The organism is Defluviimonas aquaemixtae, assembly GCF_900302475.1.
Taxonomy (GTDB): Bacteria; Pseudomonadota; Alphaproteobacteria; order Rhodobacterales; family Rhodobacteraceae; genus Albidovulum; species Albidovulum aquaemixtae.
The window spans coordinates 498,937-516,876 of sequence record NZ_OMOQ01000003.1 but is presented as its reverse complement, the minus strand read 5'-3'; the positions used below and the strand labels follow the sequence as shown (position 1 = coordinate 516,876).

The window sequence follows — 17,940 nt, the reverse complement described above, 5'->3', positions numbered from 1 at the left end:
CATTGGATCTGATTGAAGCGGAGACCCCATGCCGGTTCGCGTCGCCATCAACGGATTCGGTCGTATCGGCCGAACGGTCCTCAGGGCTGCACTGTCGGATGTGCGCCACGAGGAAGTCGAAATTGTCGCGATCAACGACATAGCCAAGCCCGAGATGGCCGCCTACCTGTTCGAGTATGACAGCACCTTCGGACCTTGGAAGGGCGAGGTTCGACTCGAGGACGGCTCACTATCCGTCAATGGGCGGCGACTTCGGCTTACTGGCGCACGGGATTTGTCGGCACTCGATCTCTCAGACATCGACGTCGTGATGGAATGCACAGGGCTCGGTGGCGAGCGGTCGTTCTCTGAGGCCGGGCTGAAGGCGGGAGCACGGCGGGTCCTTGTCTCCGGTCCATCTGAAAGCGCCGATCTGACATTGGTTTTGGGCGCAAACGAGGAAAAGCTTGGGCCGGATCATCGGATCGTCTCGAATGCGTCATGCACGACGAATGCGCTCGCCCCGCTCGCCCGACTGATCGACGATGCTTGGGGGATCGAGACGGGCTGGATGACGACAATCCACTGCTATACCGGCAGCCAACCGACGATCGACGCGCCCGGTGCCGATTTCGTGCGCAGCCGGGCGGCGGCGCTGTCGATGGTGCCGACGACGACCTCGGCTCAGAAACTTCTGGATCGAGTGCTGCCCAGTATCGCCGGCCGAATAGAGGCGGCGGCAGTCAGGGTGCCAACCGCGTCCGTCTCCGCAGTCGATTTCGCGGTCGTCACCCGTGCGAAACCGGATTGTAACACCTTGAACGCGGCCCTGAGATCGGCAGGCAGGGTAATCGGTTGGACCGACCGGCCGCTGGTGTCGTCAGATCTCAGGGCGCGCCAGGAAAGCATCGTGATGGCGTTGCCCGAGACGCGCGTTACGAATGGCGGGCTGGTCCGGGTCTTCGGCTGGTACGACAACGAATGGGGATTTTCAAATCGGATGCTCGATGCGGCCAGGCTTATGGCCGCGCTTTAGCTCGCTGAATCGCGCGGCCATCTCGCGCCCGGAGATTGATCTTCAACGAATTCTTGAAGGACTTGCTGCGGAGTTGTCGCTCGCCCTTCCCCGCTGTTCGTCGCATGATGCGGCAAAGAACAACCCTGGGGGAACCACGATGCCAGATGGCTATCTGACGACGCATGTGCTTGACACCGCGCGCGGCGTACCTGCCGAGGGGCTTCGCATCACGCTTTACCAGGTATCCGGCGACAGCCACGACAAGGTCGCCGAAATGGTCACGAATGCCGATGGCCGGACCGACAGCCCGATCCTGCCTCAGGGTAAGTTTGGCGTGGGCAGCTTTGAGCTGATCTTCCACGCGGGGGCGTATCTTGATGCAACGGGCACACCGCCCGAGAAACCGCGCTTTCTGGATGACATCCCGATCCGGTTCGGGATCTCGGACGCAGAGGCGCATTACCATGTGCCCCTTCTGCTATCCCCATTCGGCTATTCAACTTATCGCGGAAGCTAGGCTCCCCGACGCCGGCGGACGGTCTCCGGGCGGCCAGGAAGCGACAAGCGCGCATCTCCACGCGCGCGATGAGAGATGACATTACCCTTCGAAATGACGCAGAGCCTCTCGGCGCGCAAGCGCAGCGCCTCAGTCGGATCTCCTGCATCGAGAATCACGAGGGAGGCGGTGTCGCCCTTCATCAGACCGTAACCATCTAGCCCCATGATTTTCGCGTTATCCCGCGTCACCATGTCGAAGCAGCGCCGCATCTCGTCAGGATGGGTCATCTGGGCGACGTGGAGGCCCATGAATGCCACATCGAGCATGTCGGCCGTCCCGAGCGAGTACCATGGGTCCATGACGCAGTCCTGGCCCCAGCCGACGGTGATGCCATGGGCCTGCATCTCCTTCACCCGGGTAAGACCGCGGCGTTTGGGGTAGATATCGTGGCAGCCTTGAAGAGTGATGTTGATCAAGGGGTTTGGGATCGCGGTCATGCCTGACTCGGCCATGAGCGGCAAGAGCTTCGAGACGTAATAGTTGTCCATGGAATGCATCGACGTCAGGTGGCTTCCCGCCGCCCTGCATCCCAGGCCGTGGCGAGTGACCTCGGCGGCCAGCGCCTCGACGTGGCGGCTCATCGGGTCATCGGTCTCGTCGCAGTGGAGGTCGAGCATCAACCCGCGGTCGGCAGCGATGCGGGCAAGGTCCTTCACCGATTCGTTGCCCTCCTCCATCGTGCGCTCGAAATGCGGGATGCCGCCCACGACATCGACGCCCAAGTCGAGGGCGCGGATAACGTTCTCGCGGCCAGTTTTCGTGCGGTATAGGCCGTCCTGTGGGAAGGCGACGAGCTGGAGGTCGATGTAGGGTGCAACCTTTTTCTTCACCTCCAGCATCGCTTCGACGCCGCGCAAGTGGTCGGGCGTCGTATCGACATGCGTGCGGATCGCCAGAAGCCCCATCGAAACCGCCCAGTCACAATAAGTGAGCGCGCGGGCGACCATGTCTTCGACCGTCGCGAGTTCGCGCAGTTCGCCCCAGAGCGCGATGCCTTCGAGAAGCGTGCCCGAGGCGTTGAGGCGCGGGATGCCGTAGGAAAGCGTCGCGTCCATATGGAAATGCGGGTCCACGAAGGGCGGCGCTACAAGGTCGCCGGTGGCGTGGATGACCTCCTTCGCCTCGCCGTCTATGCGCCCCGTTGCGGCGATCCTGTCACCTATGATGGCGATGTCGGAGGTCGTGCCGTCGGGCTGCGTGCCCCCTTTGATGATAAGGTCGAACATCAGCGTTCCCCCTTGTTGAACGGGATCATCAGCGCCGCCGGAACCTCGGCGCGGCGCGACATGAGGACGAGCGCGAGGATCGAGAGCACATAGGGCACCATCAGAAAGACCTGGTAGGGCACGACCGCGCCCATGGGAGTCTGCTGGAGCCGCACCTGGAGCGCGTCGAAGGCGGCAAAGAGAAGTGCGCCGAGCGCCGCCTTGCCGGGCTGCCACGCCCCGAAGACGACGAGCGCGATGCAGATCCAGCCACGGCCGTTCACCATCTCGAAGAAGAACGACGAGAAGGCCGACATCGTCAGGAAGGCTCCGCCCACCGCCATGAGGCCGGAGCCGACGATGACCGCCCCCATGCGGATCGCCGTAACGGAGAGTCCCTGAGCCTCGACCGAGGCTGGGTTTTCGCCTGCCGCGCGCAACGCGAGGCCAAGAGGTGTACGGTAAAGGATGAGGGCGACCAGGGCGATCAGCGCGAAGGCGAGGTAAGTGAGCGCGGTCTGGTGGAAGAACGCCGGTCCGATAAGGGGAATGTCCGATAAGACGGGAATCTCAAACGGCTGGAAGGGCCGGATCTTCGGCGGCGACGTCACTTCGGGCAGCGAGAGACGGTAGGCGAAATAGGCGGTCGCGGTGGCCAGAAGCGTGATGCCGAGGCCAACGACGTGCTGGGAAAGGCCAAAAGGCACGGTGAGTGTCGCATGGAGCAGGCCGAAGAGCATGCCCGACAGCATCGCGACAATGACACCCGGCCAGAGGCCGAAGCCGAGGTAAACAGTCATCCATCCGGCGAATGCGCCGATGACCATGATCCCCTCGATGCCAAGATTGAGAACCCCCGCACGTTCGCAGATGAGTTCACCGAGCGTTGCGAAGATCAGGGGCGAGGCGATGCGGACAGCTGCGGCCCAGAAGCTGGCGGTCAGGAGGATGTCGAGAAGGTCCATCGCTCAGCCCCACCGGACGCGGGTTCGAGTGAGCCTGAGGGCGAGGACCATCGTCAGAAGCGCGGTGGCAAGCAGGATGTCGGCGATGTAGGTCGGCACACCGGCCGCGCGGCTCATGCTGTCGGCGCCGACGAAGACGCCCGCTACAAAGAGCGCGGAGAAGACTACGCCCAGAGGGTTCAGGAGAGCCAGCATCGCGACGATAATGCCCGTGTAGCCGAAGCCCGGGGAGAGATCCAAGGTAAGGTTGCCCTTCAGCCCCGCGACCTCGGAGAAGCCCGCCAGCGCGGCGAGACCACCCGAGAGGAGCGCCGTTTTCACAAGCACCCTGCCCACCGGAATGCCCGCGAAGCGCGCGGCCTCGGCGTTCTGGCCGACGGCGCGGATCTCGTAGCCGAGCGTCGTGCGGGTCTGGACGACCCACACCGCGATGGCCGCGAGAATGGCGAGCCCGAACCCCCAGTGAAGCCGCAGCCCCTCGACGATGCGCGGCAGGCGGGCGGCCTTCTCGAGCGCAGGCGACTTCGGCCAGCCCATCCCCATTGGATCCTTCATCGGGCCTTCGAGAAGGTAGGAGACGAAGAGGAGCATGATGAAGTTGAAGAGAAGCGTCGTCACGACCTCGTCCACGCCGAGCCGGGTCTTGAGCAGCACCGGACCGAGCAGAAGCAGCGCCCCCGCGACCATCGAAGCGAGGGCGATGACCGGAATGAGAAGGAGGGACTGCAGCGGCAGCGCGCCGGTGCCGAGCAAGACGGTGACGATCGCGCCCGCGTAGAGCTGCGCCTCCGCGCCGATGTTCCATAGCCGCGCGCGGAAGGCGACCGCGACGGCGAGACCGGTGAAGATGAGGGGCGTCGCGCGGTTCAGGGTTTCGAGGAGCGCGAACTTCGACCCCGCCGCGCCCTTCAGGATGAGCCCCAGCGTCGCGAAGGGATTGGCGCCCGCGAGAAGCGACAGGAACGACGCGACGATCACCGTCAGCACGAGCGCCGCTGCGGGCAGGCCGAAGATCCGGATCGGCGAAGGGTTGGGGATGGGCTCAAGCCGCATGGGCGTCCCCACCGAAACCGTGCCCGGCCATCCAGACGCCGAGCTCGGCCGGCGTCTTGGTGCCGCGTGGAAAGGCAGGCGACAGGCGGCCCTCGTAAACCACGTGGACGACATCGGAAAGCGCCATGATTTCGTCGAGATCCTCGGAAATCAAGAGGACCGCCGCGCCACTGTCGCGGGCCGCGATCAGCTGCCCGTGGACGAAGGTCACCGCACCGATGTCGAGCCCGCGGACAGGCTGATTTGCAAGGATGATCTTCGGCCCCGCCTCAAGCACCCGACCAAGAATCAGCTTTTGCATATTGCCGCCCGAAAGGAGACGGATATGCACAGATGGGCCAGGGCAACGGACATCGTAGGTGTCGATGACGGTCTTCGCGAAGTCCTCGGCGGCTTTCCAGTCCATCCAGCCCTTCCGGCTGTAAGGCCGGTTTTCGTATGTCTCGAGAATGGCGTTTTCCGTCAGCGTGAAGTCGGCGATCGTCCCTGTCCTGTGGCGGTCCTCCGGAATGCGGGCTATGCCGGCAGCCAGCGCGGCGCGGGGCGACCAGTCGCCGGAATGGGCGGGATGCAGCTCCATGGTCCCGCTGGTCGGTACGTCGAGACCGCCGATGAGACCGGCGAGTGCGAACTGACCATTGCCGGAGACCCCGGCAAGGCCGGTGATCTGGCCCGCGCGGAGCGTCAGGTCCACGCCACGAAGCCCCGGCGCATTGCCCTGCCTGGCCGTGGTGACGCCCTTCAATGTAAGAAGCGCTGGGCCGGGTATGCGTTCGGTCACGCTGGGCGGCGTGATCTCGGCGCCGACCATCATCTCGGCCAGCCGATTGCGGTCGGTGTCGGCAGTGGCGACCTCACCTACGAGTCGCCCGTGCCTAAGCACGAGGACACGGGAGGAAATGGCCATCACCTCACCGAGCTTGTGAGAGATGAAGATCACCGAAAGGCCAAGCACAACGGCCTTCCTCAACGTCTCGAAGAGCGCGGTCGTTTCCTGCGGAGTGAGGACGGCGGTGGGTTCGTCGAGGATCAGGATCCTGGCATCCCGGTAGAGCGCCTTGAGGATCTCGACCCGTTGTCGCTCTCCAACCGAAAGCGTGCCGACGCGGGCGTCGAGGTGGACCGTTAGCCCAAAATCGGCGGAGAGCTTTTCCACCTTCGCCCGGGCGGCGCGGGTGTCTAGGCCAAAGGACAAGAGCGAGCGGGTACCGAGAAGGATGTTCTCCAAGACACTCAAGTTGTCGGCCAGCGTGAAATGCTGATGGACCATGCCGACGCCCGCCGCCAGGGCCGCACGCGGATGGCCAGGCGGCAGGGGCTTGTGAAATACTTCGACAGTACCCTCGTCGGCGGTGTAGTGGCCGAAGAGAATGTTCATCAGCGTCGTCTTGCCCGCTCCGTTCTCGCCGAGAAGGGCGATGACCTCGCCGCGCCGAAGCTCGAACCCGATCGCGTCATTGGCGACAAGCGGCCCGAAGCGTTTCGTGATGCCATCGAGGCGGAGGACGACCTCCGCCCCGTCCCCCGCATCCATCAGGCGGATTTCGGTTCGCTGTCGTCGATTTCGACGGTGAAGGAGCCGTCCTTGATCGCCGCCTCGCGTTCGGCAACGAGCGCCATAGCCTCCTCGGGCACCTTGCCCTCGAACGTGCCGAGCGGCGCGAGTGAGCAGCCGCCTTCCTTCAGGAACGAATAGACACCGTAGTTGTCGGCCTTGAAGTCCCCGGCTGCGACCCTTTCGAGCGCGGCGTTCAGTGTCGGTTCGAAATGCCAGAGCGCCGAGGCGACGACGGTCTCGGGATAGTCGGCCTGCGTGTCGATCACGTTGCCGATGGCGAGGATACCGCGTTCCTGCGCCGCGTCCGAAACGCCGAAGCGCTCGGCGTACATCAGGTCCGCGCCGTTATCGATCATAGCGAACGCGGTTTCCTTTGCTTTCGGCGGATCGAACCACGAGCCTATGAAGCTGACCTGGAAGGACGCGTCGGGTTTCATCTCGCGCACCCCGGCCATGAAGGCGTTCATGAGCCGGTTGACCTCGGGGATCGGAAAGCCGCCGACCATGCCGATATTGCCCGACTGCGTCATCGCGCCCGCGATGATGCCGGACAGGTAGCTCGCATCCTGGATGTAGTTGTCGAAGACGGCGAGGTTTGGATGCGCCTCATCCTGCAGGAAGGACGAGCCGAGCAGGAAGGCGGTGTCGGGATATTCGTCTACGACCTCGCGGGCCTCCTGCTCCACGCCGAAGATCTCGCCCACGATGAGTCCGTAGCCCTGTTCGGCGTATTCCCGCATCACGCGGGGATAGTCGGTGTTCGCGGTGTTCTCGGTGTAGACGTAATCCGCCGTTCCGGCCCCGACCGCGGCTTCGGCGGCCTTGTGGATGCGGCTCACCCATTGCTGTTCTACTGGCACAGTATAGATGCCCGCGACCTTGATCGGGTCGGCCGCGAATGCGCGGCCCGGCAGCCCGACAATCCCCGTCGCCGTGACGCCAGCTGCCGTCACCATGAGTTGCCGCCGGCTAATCCCGGCCCGTCTGGTCTTGAAAGTCATGTTCAGCCCCCTGTTGGTTGGTTCGCTCCCGTGCTCAAATTTTTATCAATTGGTAAAGCCCGTGGAGATTCGCACAAGAAAATTCTATTCGCGCAGCGGGTTGCTCGCCTAGGTTCGGGAGCAACAAAATCATGCCGCTGCTACTGTTTGTAGAGCGAATCGGATGGGACAAAGCGGAAATGCCTGCATCCTCTCACTGCGCAATCGCCTTGACGGCCCACGCGCGAGCGAGAAGACGAACTGGTCCGTCGCCGTCAAGCTGCTCGGCAAGCCGGTCCTTCAACCGTCTGCGGCCTTCTTCGGACAGGTTCCTGCAATAACCCGGAGCGGGCCCGGCGCCCAGGGTGAACGGGTGCCAGAAAGCCTCGAAGTCGGGAAACTCGGTGACAACCTCGATTGCGCTGATCTGGGGATCGGAGATGTCAGCCTCGCGGCACATTGCGGCGAGCCCGCCGGGGGTGCAGAACGAAAAGCGCGCACCCTCGTCAAGGTCTGCGGCGGCGGGATCAAGCGTGGCGGCCGCTTTCCAGAAGGCATCGATGAACCCCATTCCGCCGTCAGGATAATCCCAGACATAGAACGTCAACAGACCGCGCGGGCGCAGAACCCGAAGCATTTCGGTTAGCGCCGCTTTCCGGTCTGGCACGAAATTCAGTACCAATGCCGACGTGACCACATCGACCGACGCATTCGGTCGCGGCAGATTCTGCGCCTCCGCGACTTCGAACTGCAAGCGCGGGTCGGACATGGCGTCGCAGGCGTGCGCCACGAAGTCCTCTGATCGGTCAATCGCAAGAACTGAGCGCGGCTGGCACGATGCGAGTATGGCCTGTGTAAGCGCGCCGGTCCCGCAGCCGATTTCCAGCCAGTCTGCGTTCCGAGGAGGCCCGAGCCAGCCGATGTATTCGGTGGCGATCTTGCGGCTCCAACGGCCCATGTAGTGCTCGTAACTCTGTCCGGCGCTCCACGAGTCAAACGCAGAATCGGATGCCATCGTTGTTCCCACTTCCCACGCGGCGCTCTAAAGTCGCATCAACGATGCGCTGGTTTTGGGGGATCAACAACATGAAGCTGGATCGGGAACTGATTTCGAATGGCAATCCGATGGAGCTTGTGGTGGGTTTTTCCCGCGCGGTGCGGGTCGGCCCTTTCATCACGATCGGCGGGACGGCTCCTGTCGGACCGGATGGAAGGACGGTCGGTATCGGCGATGTGGCGGCCCAAACCCGTCAGTGCATCGAGATCATTAAGGCCGCTCTCGAACAGGCCGGGTCCGGGCTGCATGACGTCGTGCGGACCCGGGTGATACTGACCGACATGCAAAACTGGAAAGCCGCGATCGATGTTCGGAAGAAGTATTTCCGCGACGTTCGTCCAGTCGACACCATCATGGCCATCGACCGTTTCGTGAACCCTGAATGGCTTGTCGAGCTGGAAGCGGACGCAGTGATCAGTGGTTGGAGCGGCTGACCAGGCCGCAGGCACTCGGGAGCGTTCGCCAAATCATCGCAACAAGACCCGCTGTAATCACTGGACGCTTTCGTTCAGTTGGCGGGCTCTGACCTTTTCGCCGGTTCAGATCCCGACATACGTGACAAATTCTTCGGCATCCGGGCGCAGACCACGGGCAGGGACGGTCTGGGCCACAGCGCCGCCGACCATGAAGGCAATCCGGTCGGCGACGGACAGCGCGGCGTCGACACGCTGTTCTACCAGGATCGTCGCCACGCCGGTCTTCTTCAGCGCCACCACCGTATCTCGGATGAGCGCGATCATCGAAGGCTGGAGCCCCTCCGTCGGCTCGTCGAGCAAAAGCACCTTGGGTTCGAGGCAAAGCGCGCGGGCTATGGCGAGCATCTGCTGCTCGCCTCCCGACAGCGTGCGCGAGACCTGCCCCATCCGTTCGCGCAGGCGCGGGAAGAGGTGCAGCACCCGGTCGCGCATGGCAGATCCGCGGTTGCGGGTCATGAGCCCGATCTCGATGTTCTCGGCCACGGTCAGCTCGCCGAAGAGCCTGCGGCCCTGCGGCACGTATCCGATGCCCTGTCGCGGCACGACATGGGCGGCGAGGCTGTCGATCCGGGATCCGGCAAGCTCGATCGTTCCCGATGACGCCCGCACCTGTCCCATGATGGTTTTCAGCATCGTGGACTTGCCTGCGCCATTCCGGCCCATGACGCACAGAACCTCGCCCGCCGCCACGTCGAGCGTGAGGCCGCGCAGGACCTGCACCTCGCCGTAGCCCGCCTCGATGCCGGAAAGCCTCAGCACTCAGCCCCCCAGATAGGCGGTCTGCACCGCCTTGTTCGCGCGGATCGCGTCCGGCGTGCCGGTCGCCAGCACCTGGCCGAAGTTCAGAACCGTGATCCGGTGGGCGAGGTCCATGACCACGTCCATGTTGTGTTCGATGAGAAGCACGGTGGCCTCCGGCACGACGCTTCGAACAATATCCTTGAAGCTCTCGATCTCGCCCTGCGCGAGCCCCTGCGTCGGCTCGTCGAGGATCAGGAGCCTCGGCTTCAGCGCGAGCCCCATCGCGACTTCGATCAACCGCTGGTGGCCGTAGCTGAGCGTGCCGGCCGTCTGATTGGCGCGCCCCTCGAGCCCGACGCGGGCGAGCGCCTCCATCGCGTCGTCCGACAGACGGTGCGAATGACGGCTCTGGACTGCCAGTGCCACGTTGTCGAAGACGGTGAGCGCGCCGTAGATCTGGGTTATTTGGAAAGTGTAGGCGATGCCCGCGCGGACACGGGCATGGGCGGGCAGCCGAGTGATGTCGCGCCCGGCGAAGCGGATCGTGCCGGACTGCGCGGGAATGCGGCCGGAAAGAAGGCTCACGAAGGTCGTCTTGCCCGCGCCGTTCGGACCGATCAGCGCGTGGATCTCGCCTTCCGTCAGATCGAAGTCCACGCCGTCGACCGCCTTCAGGCCGTCGAAATGGCGGGTCAGCCCGCGCGCCTCAAGAAGCGTCACGGCAGCCATTTCAGCCCCCGTGCCCGGATCGTGCCGAGGATGCCCTTCGGCGCGAAGAGGATCAGCAGGACGAGCGCCGCGCCGGTGACGAACTGGTGCGCGTCGGTGACGGAACTCGCGTAGTCGATCAGGTAGAACATCAGGAGCGCGCCGAGGAACGGGCCGAGCACCGTCCCCGCGCCGCCGAGAAGCACGTAGAGAAGCGGCAGGATCGAATATTGGACCGAGGCGAAGCTCGCGCCCACATAGCCGAACATGAGCCCGTAGGCCGCGCCCGAGATCCCGGCGTAGAGGCCCGAGATCGTGAGCGCGGCGAGCTTCACCGTGAAGGGGTTGTAGCCGAGCATCCGGCTCCGTTCCTCGTTCTCGCGCATCGCCACCATGACGCGGCCCCTGGGCGAGCGGGCGAGCCAGAGGTTGAGGAGAAGCGCCGCCGAGAAGAGGATCAGCGCGGCGATGTAGCGCGTGCCATCGTCCGAGAGATCGAAGGGGCCGAGCGCGCGGGCAGTGCGGGGAACGACGATGCCCTCGTCGCCGCGCGTCCAGGCACCGTAGTAGAGGATCGTCAGGTAGCCCGCCTGCGCGAACATCAAGGTGACGATCATGAAGGCCACGCCCGCGGTGCGCAGCGCGAGGAGGCCGACCGCGAAGGCCATCGCCCCCCCGGCGAGAAGCCCCGCGAGAAGTCCGGTCGCCGCGCCCGCACCGGCGTGATAGGCGAGAAGCCCCGCCGCGTAGAGCCCCGCGCCGAACAGAAGCGCGTGTCCGAGGCTCAGAAGCCCCGTATAGCCGAAGGCGATGTTGTAGCCCATCGCGTAGACGGCGAGCACCATGATGCGTGCGATGTTGGTGTGGTGGTAGGCGGGAGCCGCGAAGTGCAGCACGAGCAGCACCGCGAGCACGCCGAGATGCAGGGCCAGCGCGCGGTCCGCCTTCATGCGGGGCGCCTGCCGAACAGCCCCTGCGGGCGGAAAACGAGCACGAGCGCGACGGCGAGCGTCGCGATGATCTTGGCGAGCGTCGGTGCGAAGAAGGTGGAGATGACTCCGTCCGACAGCCCGATGAGCAAAGCCGCGACGAGCGTGCCGCGCAAGCTCCCGAGCCCGCCGATGATGACGACGATGAAGGACAGGAGCAGCGGATCGCCGCCCATCAGGTAATGCGCCTGCTGGATCGGCACGATCAGCACCGCCGCGATGGCGGCCAGCCCCGCCCCCATCGCGAAGACCCCGGCATAGACCCGGTCCACGTTGATCCCGAAGGCCCGCGCCGTGTCGCGGTCGATCTGCGTGGCGCGCATGACGAGCCCCGCCTTTGTGTGCTTCAGGATCAGCCAGACGGCGAGCAGCAAGAGGATCGCCGCGACGACGACGGCGAGCTTGTAGCCTGAATAGCCGAACCACGGCAGTTGCAGGCGCAGATTGAACGGCGCGGGCACCGGCCGCGCATCGGGGCCGAAGAAGCTCAAGGCCGCCTGCTGGAGGATGTAGAGAAGCCCGATCGTCGCGACGATCGTCGCCTCGGGCTCATAATTCAGCCGCTTCAGGACGAGCATGTCGGCGAGCGCCGCGATGGCCCCGACGATCAGCGGGCAAAGGACGAGCGCGGCGAGGAAGCCGAAAGGCGCGGGTCCCGGCACCCATTGCGACACGAACCACGCCAGCAGCGCGCCCAGCATGAAGAACTCGCCATGCGCGACGTTCACCACCCGCATGATGCCGAACACCAACGACAGCCCCGCCGCCGTCAGCGCGAGCACCGCGGCGGTGACAAGGCCCTCCATCAGGGCGAGAAGCAGGAAGGGTCCGAAATCCAAGTGTCAGATCGGGCGGGGTCGTCCCCCGCCCGTCCCCAATGCGTCAGAAGCTCATAGTCGTGTAGTCGACCTCGTCGGGATAGAACCCGTCCTCCATCGAGGTCTGGTGGACGCGCACCAGCTTGCCGCCCTCGACCTTGGTGATCGACTGGAGCCCGAAGGCCTGATGCGTCCTGCCGTTGAAGGTCTTCGGCCCCTGTGGATGCTCCTGGCCTTCCTCGAATTCGGTCGTCGCCTCCATCGCCTCGACGAATTTCTCGCGGTCGGCGGGGCCCTGGTAATCGGCGGCCTCCATCGCGTGCTTGATCACGAAGAGCGTCTCCCAGGTGGAGAACATGTGTGCATAGGTCGCGACATCCGCGGGATCGGAGGTCGAGGCCCCGTTGTCGTCGACGCCCACGGCCTCGCGGTAGAACGTCTCGTGCTCGGACGCGTCGGCCTGCTTGTAGCGCGGATGGCCCTCCCAGAAATGCGAGCCGTCGAGGAATTCGAGACCGGGCGAGTTTATGTCCACAGCTTCCAGCGAGTCGATGAAGCCGAAGAGCTCCGGCCGCGCGCCGGAACCGTAGAACTCGCCAAGCTCCTTCACGAACGTGAGGACCGCGGGGCCGACCATGACGTGGTAGAGCACCTCGGTTTCTGACGGGATCTGCGGGAAGTAACGGGTGAACGACGTCTCCGTGGGCGGGATCGCGATCTGCTGGATCACCTCGCCGCCCTGCGCGGAGAGCGCCGCGGTGAAGTAGTCGCGGTGGTCATGGCCGAAGGCGAAGTCGGGGAAGATCATCGTGACCTTCTTGCCGAGCGTCGAGCCGACCCAGGGCGCCATGCCCTGCACCTGGCTCTTCACGTCGGTGATGCCGGGCTGCAGGGTCCATCGGTTGAGCATTCCGCTCGCCACGTGGTGGCCTTCGGAGCAGACGAGATAGGGCACTTTGAGCTCGCCCGCGCGCGGAGCGGAGCCGATCACGACATGCGAGAAAAGCGTGCCGAGGACCAGGTCGCAGTTCGACTGCGTCGTGAGCTTTTCGACCACCTCGGCGCCGCGCTTTGGATCGGTGCCGTCGTCTTCGAAGAGGATCTCGACCGGACGTCCGTTGATGCCGCCCGCCTCGTTCAGCACCTTCAGCGCCGCCGTCGCCGTGCGTTCGTACCAGCGCCCGTAGGAGGCACCGATCCCGGTGCGGTGGAGCTGGAAGCCGAGCCGGATCGGTTCGGACGACTGTGCCTGGGCGTAGCGCGCCGCGAGCCCGCCGGTCATAAGCGCCCCGGCGCCGGCCATGCCTTTCAGGACGGATCGCCGATTCGGTCGGGGGGTGATCAGTTTGCCGCTCATGGAACATCTCCGCTGCTGGGATCGGCGCGGCTTGGCCTGTCCGGGCCGCGCGCTCGGGGTTATCTCTTTGCCGCTACGGAACACGGGACGCGGCGGGAATGCAAGAATTTCTCACCCCGCTGTAGGGGAGGAGAGGAGCCAGAGGCCGAAGACGGTGTAGCCGACCATCAGGAGTGTCATCGGCAAATGGGCGCGGAGCGTATGGCCACCTTCGATCCGTTCGGACAACTTGAAGCTGACAAGCACGGCGAGGAGATGCGCGCCAAGGATGGTGGCGAACTGCGCGGTCCAGATAGCCTGCACGCCTGCGCGCGTCGACAGGAAGCCGAAGGAAACCCAGTGATCCGGCAGGCCGAGGAGGCTCCAACCGCGACCGAACGGATCGTTCAGAGCGGCGATGGCATATTGGCCGTTCGTGAGAAGCGCGATCAAGTAGTGGGCGACGTGATAGCCCGCTGCGATGGGCAGGAAGGCGAGCATCAGCGGGCCCGCCGTCTCGCGGAACCCATGACCGGCGGGCAGCCCCGCGCGCACTGCGCCGAGGATGAGCGCGGCGCTCATGGCCCAGAAGAGAACCAGAGCCGCCGAATTCGCTTCGAGGACGGCAGATCTGCCCGGAAATTCGAGCGGGTTGATCCCGAGCCGCGCAAGCCACCAGAAGGTCTCGGCAAGGCCGTCGAAGCTGACCGAGGCGAGGATCAGGGTGACGAAGGCGATGGCGGAAGGGGTCAACGCCTTGGACATAACGACCTGGGCTCCGGGCAGGCCGGCCATGACCCTGACGCGGCCGTTGCCATGCTCCGCCCAGAACGGCGCGATCCTCGAGATGAAGCCGAAATAGACGGTGAGGAACTCGCCCCGAGCGAGCCACTCCTCGCCCTCGGCCACCGCGAGCGCGAGGATCAGGAGGTAGTAGGCCGCGACGGCGCGCGCGAGGACGAAGGGATCGGCGGGAGAGAGCGAGACGATCTCGAACCACGCGAAGGCGAGATAGCCGATGACCGCCGGCCAGTGGCCGAGACGGGACAATCCGGCGGAGCCCGTCCACCCGATCAGCCGGCGGATCGTGCGGACCGGCCCGGTCCAGGGCTCGACATCGCGCCAGAGATTGCCGAAGGCCACGCAGGCGAGGGTGAGACCGACCCAGAGGACCGTCCAGACCGCGAGCGGCAGGAGGTTTTCCAAGGGATCGCGGGTGCCCCATATGCCGACCGCGACCAGCGCCCAGACGCCGAGCGCGGCTGCCCAGCTCGTGAGCGGTCGCGGCACGACGATCGGTCGCTCCAAGATTTTGTGCCCGCGAAAGGCGGGCAGCCTCCGCGCCATCAGCCCAGCAAGCGCGGTCAGGAGGACGGCCGCGCCCGCGCCGGCCATGTACCAGTCGGTCGGCAGCGTCAGGATCACCATGCGCTCGGAGGCATGGGCATGGGCCGCCCCGGGAAGGAACGCCGGCAGGAGCGCGAGCCGGCGCATCAGCGCAGGCCGTCCTCGCCCTTGACCTCGTCCGCCTCGAGCCCGCCCATGCGGGAATGGACGCGCGGCCCCCGGCCCATGCCCAGCGCAAAGACGATCTCGTCGGACTTCGGCCCGTCGGGGACGGAGACGGTCATCGTGTCGAAATGGCTGCGGACATAGGCGGCATTGATATGGGCGAGCGGCAGGTCGAGCGCCGCGCCCGCCGCCGCCACCTTTTTGGCCGAGGGCACGATGGCCTTCGACTCGCCCAGAAGCGCCCGCATCCCGTAGCCGCCCGGCGCGTGCCAGAGCGCGCCGTGTTCGAGCTCGCCCGCGAGTCCGACGATCGCGCCCTTGCCATAGGCGTCGATGCCGTCTCGTCCCCCGAGCGCGGCGATGAGCCGTTCGCCCATCATCAGCGCGAGCGGCTTCAGATCCTCCATCGCGGGCTGAAGCTCGGGCTCGTACCGGCCGGCGAAGGGATTCGAGACGACCGCGAGCACGGCGGCGCGCCGGCGCGGCGTCCCGGCCTCGGGGCCGCCGTCGTGGTGGATCTCGTCGACGAGGATGCTGAGCTTGCGGAGGCGGAATTCGGCCACGACGGGGTCTCCCTGTCTTTTCACGCCCGGTCCCGGCGCGAATGAACGCTTGCGGGCCGGGGGATCATTCGCCGTACGGCACCCAGATGTTCTTGACCTGGGTGGCCTTCAGCAGGAAGCCCCGGCCCTGGCCATCCGCTGCGTGCCAGTCGCGGTTGGGAAGCGTCCAGGTGGCCTTCAGGTTGCCCGCGCTCTCCTCCTCGACCATCTTCGCGCCCGCCTCCGAACCGCAATACCACATCGCGGCGACATCGTCGTGCTGGGCGAGCGTCTTCGCAAGCTCGTCGCGCGCGCCGGTGACGATGTTGACCACGCCGCCCGGCACGTCCGACGTGTCGAGAACCTGATAGAGGTCGGTCGCGGCAAGCGGCATCGACTGCGCCGGGATCGCGACGACGCGGTTGCCCATCGCGATGGCGGGCAGGACGAGGCTGACAAAGCTGAGAAGCGGTGCATCGTTCGGGCAGGCGATGCCCATCACGCCGAACGGCTCCGGCATGGCAAGCGTCACATGGGCCGACTTCGTCGAATGCACCGCACCGTCGAACTTGTCGGCCTGCGCGGCATAGTAAAAGGCGCGGCGGATGGAGGCCGCGACCTCCGCGGCGGGTTTGGGGACGCCGGCCGACCTGAGGCGGGCGGTAAACTCGGCCTCGCGGGCCGAGAGGTTCTCGGCGAGGTAGTAGAGCACCTGCGCGCGGTTGTGCCCTGTTGCCTGGCCCCAGCCAGTGGCCTTGTGCGCGGCCTCGACGGCGTTGCGGACATCCTTTCGGTTGCCGAGACCGGCGAGCCCGATCTGACCCGCCTTGCCCATCACCGCGTAGGAATAGCCGCCGTCGGGCCGCTTCTGGGCGCCGCCGACATAGATCTTTGCGGTGCGGTCGATCGTCGCCACTCCCTTCCCCGGCGTGCCCGGAACCGGAGCGGCATCGAGCCGCCCCGGTTCCGGCTCGGGCTTCGCCCTCGGAGAGGGATCGGCGAGGTACTCGCGCATCCCCTCGCGCCCGCCCTCGCGGCCGAAGCCGCTCTCGCGGTAGCCGCCGAAACCTGCGGCGGCGTCGAAGAGGTTGGTGGCGTTCACCCAGACAACGCCCGCCTTGACCTTCGACGCGACATCGAGCGCAAGGTTGATATTCTCCGACCAGACCGACGCGGCGAGGCCGTAGCGGGTATTGTTGGCAAGTTCCACCGCCTCGTCGGGCGTACGGAAGGTAGTGAGCGTGGCGACGGGGCCGAAGATCTCGACTTCCGAGACAATGTTCGCCGGGTGGACGTTTGTGAAGAAACCCGGTGCGAAGAACGATCCCTTAGACGGAAGCCGACATTCGGCCTGATGCAGCACCGCGCCTTGCTCCTCCCCTTTCGCGACCAGTTCGCGAACGCGGGCGAGTTGGACCGGATCGACGAGCGAGCCGACGTCGGTACACTTGTCGAGCGGATCGCCGACGCGGAGCTTGGATAGCCTGGCGTGCAGGCGTTTGGTGAAGGTCTGCACGATGCCTTCCTGCACGAGGATGCGAGACCCGGCGCAGCAGACCTGGCCCTGGTTGAACCATATGGCGTCGACGACGCCCTCGACCGCGCCGTCGACATCGGCATCGGCGAAAACCACAAAGGGCGATTTGCCGCCAAGCTCGAGCGTCAGCTTCTTCCCCGTCCCGGCCGTCGCCGTGCGGATCGCGCGGCCGACCTCGGTCGAGCCGGTGAAGGCGATCTTGTCGACCTCGGCCGCAACGAGCGCCGCGCCTGTCTCGCCGTCACCAGTGACAATGTTGATAACGCCCTTGGGCAGACCGATCTCGGCGCAGATCTCGGCGAAGGCGAGAGCGGTCAGCGGCGTATATTCCGCGGGCTTCAGCACCACCGTGTTCCCCGCGGCTAAGGCGGGTGCGATCTTCCATGCGAGCATCAGGAGCGGGAAGTTCCATGGGATGATCTGACCGCAGACACCCACGGGCTTGGCACTGGGAAACTCATCGTCCAGCATCTCGGCCCAGCCGGCATGGTGGTAGAAGTGACGCGCGACGAGGGGGACGTCGATATCGCGGCTTTCGCGGATCGGCTTGCCGTTGTCGAGGGTGTCAAGGACGGAAAGAAATCGGTCGCGCTTCTGGATGTGCCGCGCGATAGCGTAGAGCCATTTCGCCCGCTCATGGCCCGGAAGCTTCGACCAGGCGGGCAACGCGGAGCGCGCGGCTTTCACGGCGCCGGCCACGTCTTTCGCGCTGCCCTGCGCCACCTTCGCCAGCCGCTCTCCGGTCGCGGGGTTCGAGGCGTCGAATGTCTTGCCGGGTTTGGTGAATTCTCCGCCCACGTAGTGCCCGAACGTCTTTCGAGACTTCAGCCAGCCCATCACCTCGCCCGAAGCTTCAGGGGCTGGACCGTAGTCCATCGTTTCCAGGATTTCGGTCACTGTTGGCATC

At 65.4% G+C, this 17,940-nt stretch carries 17 protein-coding genes; 3 read left to right on the top strand and 14 right to left on the bottom strand.

Annotation, left to right across the window (positions count from 1 at the left end; translation table 11 throughout):
• The first annotated feature begins 28 nt into the window (after positions 1–28).
• Both DEA8626_RS17625 and uraH read left to right on the top strand, forming a co-directional pair.
• Positions 29–1,015: a type I glyceraldehyde-3-phosphate dehydrogenase gene (locus DEA8626_RS17625; RefSeq protein ID WP_108854514.1), complete on the top strand. Its 987-nt coding sequence runs from the start codon at positions 29–31 to the stop codon at positions 1,013–1,015.
• A 139-nt stretch (positions 1,016–1,154) separates the two neighbouring features.
• On the top strand, positions 1,155–1,514 hold the full coding sequence (uraH, locus tag DEA8626_RS17620; RefSeq protein WP_108854513.1) for a hydroxyisourate hydrolase: 360 nt from the start codon (positions 1,155–1,157) through the stop codon (positions 1,512–1,514).
• On the opposite strand, the gene DEA8626_RS17615 is transcribed toward uraH, so the two are convergent.
• From DEA8626_RS17615 to DEA8626_RS17590, 6 genes are all read right to left on the bottom strand, one after another.
• Positions 1,511–2,782, bottom strand: coding sequence for an amidohydrolase family protein (locus DEA8626_RS17615; RefSeq protein ID WP_108854512.1), 1,272 nt, complete (start codon positions 2,780–2,782; stop codon positions 1,511–1,513). The two genes, uraH and DEA8626_RS17615, sit on opposite strands and share 4 nt — an antisense overlap.
• The gene (locus DEA8626_RS17610; protein WP_108854511.1) at positions 2,782–3,726 is read right to left on the bottom strand and encodes an ABC transporter permease; all 945 of its coding nucleotides are present in this window, start codon (positions 3,724–3,726) and stop codon (positions 2,782–2,784) included. Before DEA8626_RS17610 ends, DEA8626_RS17615 begins: the two co-directional genes overlap by 1 nt.
• A gap of 3 nt (positions 3,727–3,729) precedes the next feature.
• Positions 3,730–4,779 carry an ABC transporter permease gene (locus tag DEA8626_RS17605; RefSeq protein ID WP_108854510.1) on the bottom strand — a complete coding sequence of 350 codons (1,050 nt, stop codon included), beginning with the start codon at positions 4,777–4,779 and terminating at the stop codon, positions 3,730–3,732.
• The gene (locus tag DEA8626_RS17600; protein WP_108854509.1) at positions 4,769–6,313 is read right to left on the bottom strand and encodes an ABC transporter ATP-binding protein; all 1,545 of its coding nucleotides are present in this window, start codon (positions 6,311–6,313) and stop codon (positions 4,769–4,771) included. The genes DEA8626_RS17605 and DEA8626_RS17600 overlap by 11 nt, the downstream gene beginning before the upstream one ends.
• Positions 6,313–7,338 (bottom strand): BMP family protein, encoded by a 1,026-nt coding sequence (locus DEA8626_RS17595; RefSeq protein ID WP_108854508.1) that lies wholly within the window; start codon positions 7,336–7,338, stop codon positions 6,313–6,315. Before DEA8626_RS17595 ends, DEA8626_RS17600 begins: the two co-directional genes overlap by 1 nt.
• Positions 7,339–7,531: 193 nt before the next feature.
• A complete protein-coding gene (locus DEA8626_RS17590) occupies positions 7,532–8,332 on the bottom strand; it encodes a class I SAM-dependent methyltransferase (protein ID WP_108854507.1) in 801 nt (266 codons plus the stop codon).
• A 71-nt stretch (positions 8,333–8,403) separates the two neighbouring features.
• Between DEA8626_RS17590 and DEA8626_RS17585 the strand changes: the two genes are divergently transcribed.
• Positions 8,404–8,808 carry a RidA family protein gene (locus DEA8626_RS17585; RefSeq protein WP_108854689.1) on the top strand — a complete coding sequence of 135 codons (405 nt, stop codon included), beginning with the start codon at positions 8,404–8,406 and terminating at the stop codon, positions 8,806–8,808.
• Positions 8,809–8,913: 105 nt separating this feature from the next.
• On the opposite strand, the gene DEA8626_RS17580 is transcribed toward DEA8626_RS17585, so the two are convergent.
• The 8 genes from DEA8626_RS17580 to DEA8626_RS17545 all read right to left on the bottom strand — a co-directional run bounded on the left by DEA8626_RS17580 (position 8,914) and on the right by DEA8626_RS17545 (position 17,939).
• Positions 8,914–9,609, bottom strand: coding sequence for an ABC transporter ATP-binding protein (locus tag DEA8626_RS17580; protein WP_108854506.1), 696 nt, complete (start codon positions 9,607–9,609; stop codon positions 8,914–8,916).
• A complete protein-coding gene (locus DEA8626_RS17575) occupies positions 9,610–10,311 on the bottom strand; it encodes an ABC transporter ATP-binding protein (protein WP_108854688.1) in 702 nt (233 codons plus the stop codon).
• Positions 10,308–11,249 (bottom strand): branched-chain amino acid ABC transporter permease, encoded by a 942-nt coding sequence (locus DEA8626_RS17570; RefSeq protein ID WP_108854505.1) that lies wholly within the window; start codon positions 11,247–11,249, stop codon positions 10,308–10,310. Before DEA8626_RS17570 ends, DEA8626_RS17575 begins: the two co-directional genes overlap by 4 nt.
• The gene (locus DEA8626_RS17565) at positions 11,246–12,127 is read right to left on the bottom strand and encodes a branched-chain amino acid ABC transporter permease (RefSeq protein WP_108854504.1); all 882 of its coding nucleotides are present in this window, start codon (positions 12,125–12,127) and stop codon (positions 11,246–11,248) included. The genes DEA8626_RS17570 and DEA8626_RS17565 overlap by 4 nt, the downstream gene beginning before the upstream one ends.
• Before the next feature lie 43 nt (positions 12,128–12,170).
• Complete coding sequence (locus DEA8626_RS17560; protein WP_108854503.1) at positions 12,171–13,463, bottom strand: ABC transporter substrate-binding protein; 1,293 nt, start codon at positions 13,461–13,463, stop codon at positions 12,171–12,173.
• A 111-nt stretch (positions 13,464–13,574) separates the two neighbouring features.
• Complete coding sequence (locus DEA8626_RS17555) at positions 13,575–14,936, bottom strand: hypothetical protein (protein WP_108854502.1); 1,362 nt, start codon at positions 14,934–14,936, stop codon at positions 13,575–13,577.
• Positions 14,936–15,517, bottom strand: coding sequence for an amino acid synthesis family protein (locus tag DEA8626_RS17550; RefSeq protein WP_108854501.1), 582 nt, complete (start codon positions 15,515–15,517; stop codon positions 14,936–14,938). Before DEA8626_RS17550 ends, DEA8626_RS17555 begins: the two co-directional genes overlap by 1 nt.
• A gap of 64 nt (positions 15,518–15,581) precedes the next feature.
• Positions 15,582–17,939 (bottom strand): aldehyde dehydrogenase family protein, encoded by a 2,358-nt coding sequence (locus DEA8626_RS17545; RefSeq protein WP_108854500.1) that lies wholly within the window; start codon positions 17,937–17,939, stop codon positions 15,582–15,584.
• Position 17,940 lies beyond the last annotated feature (1 nt).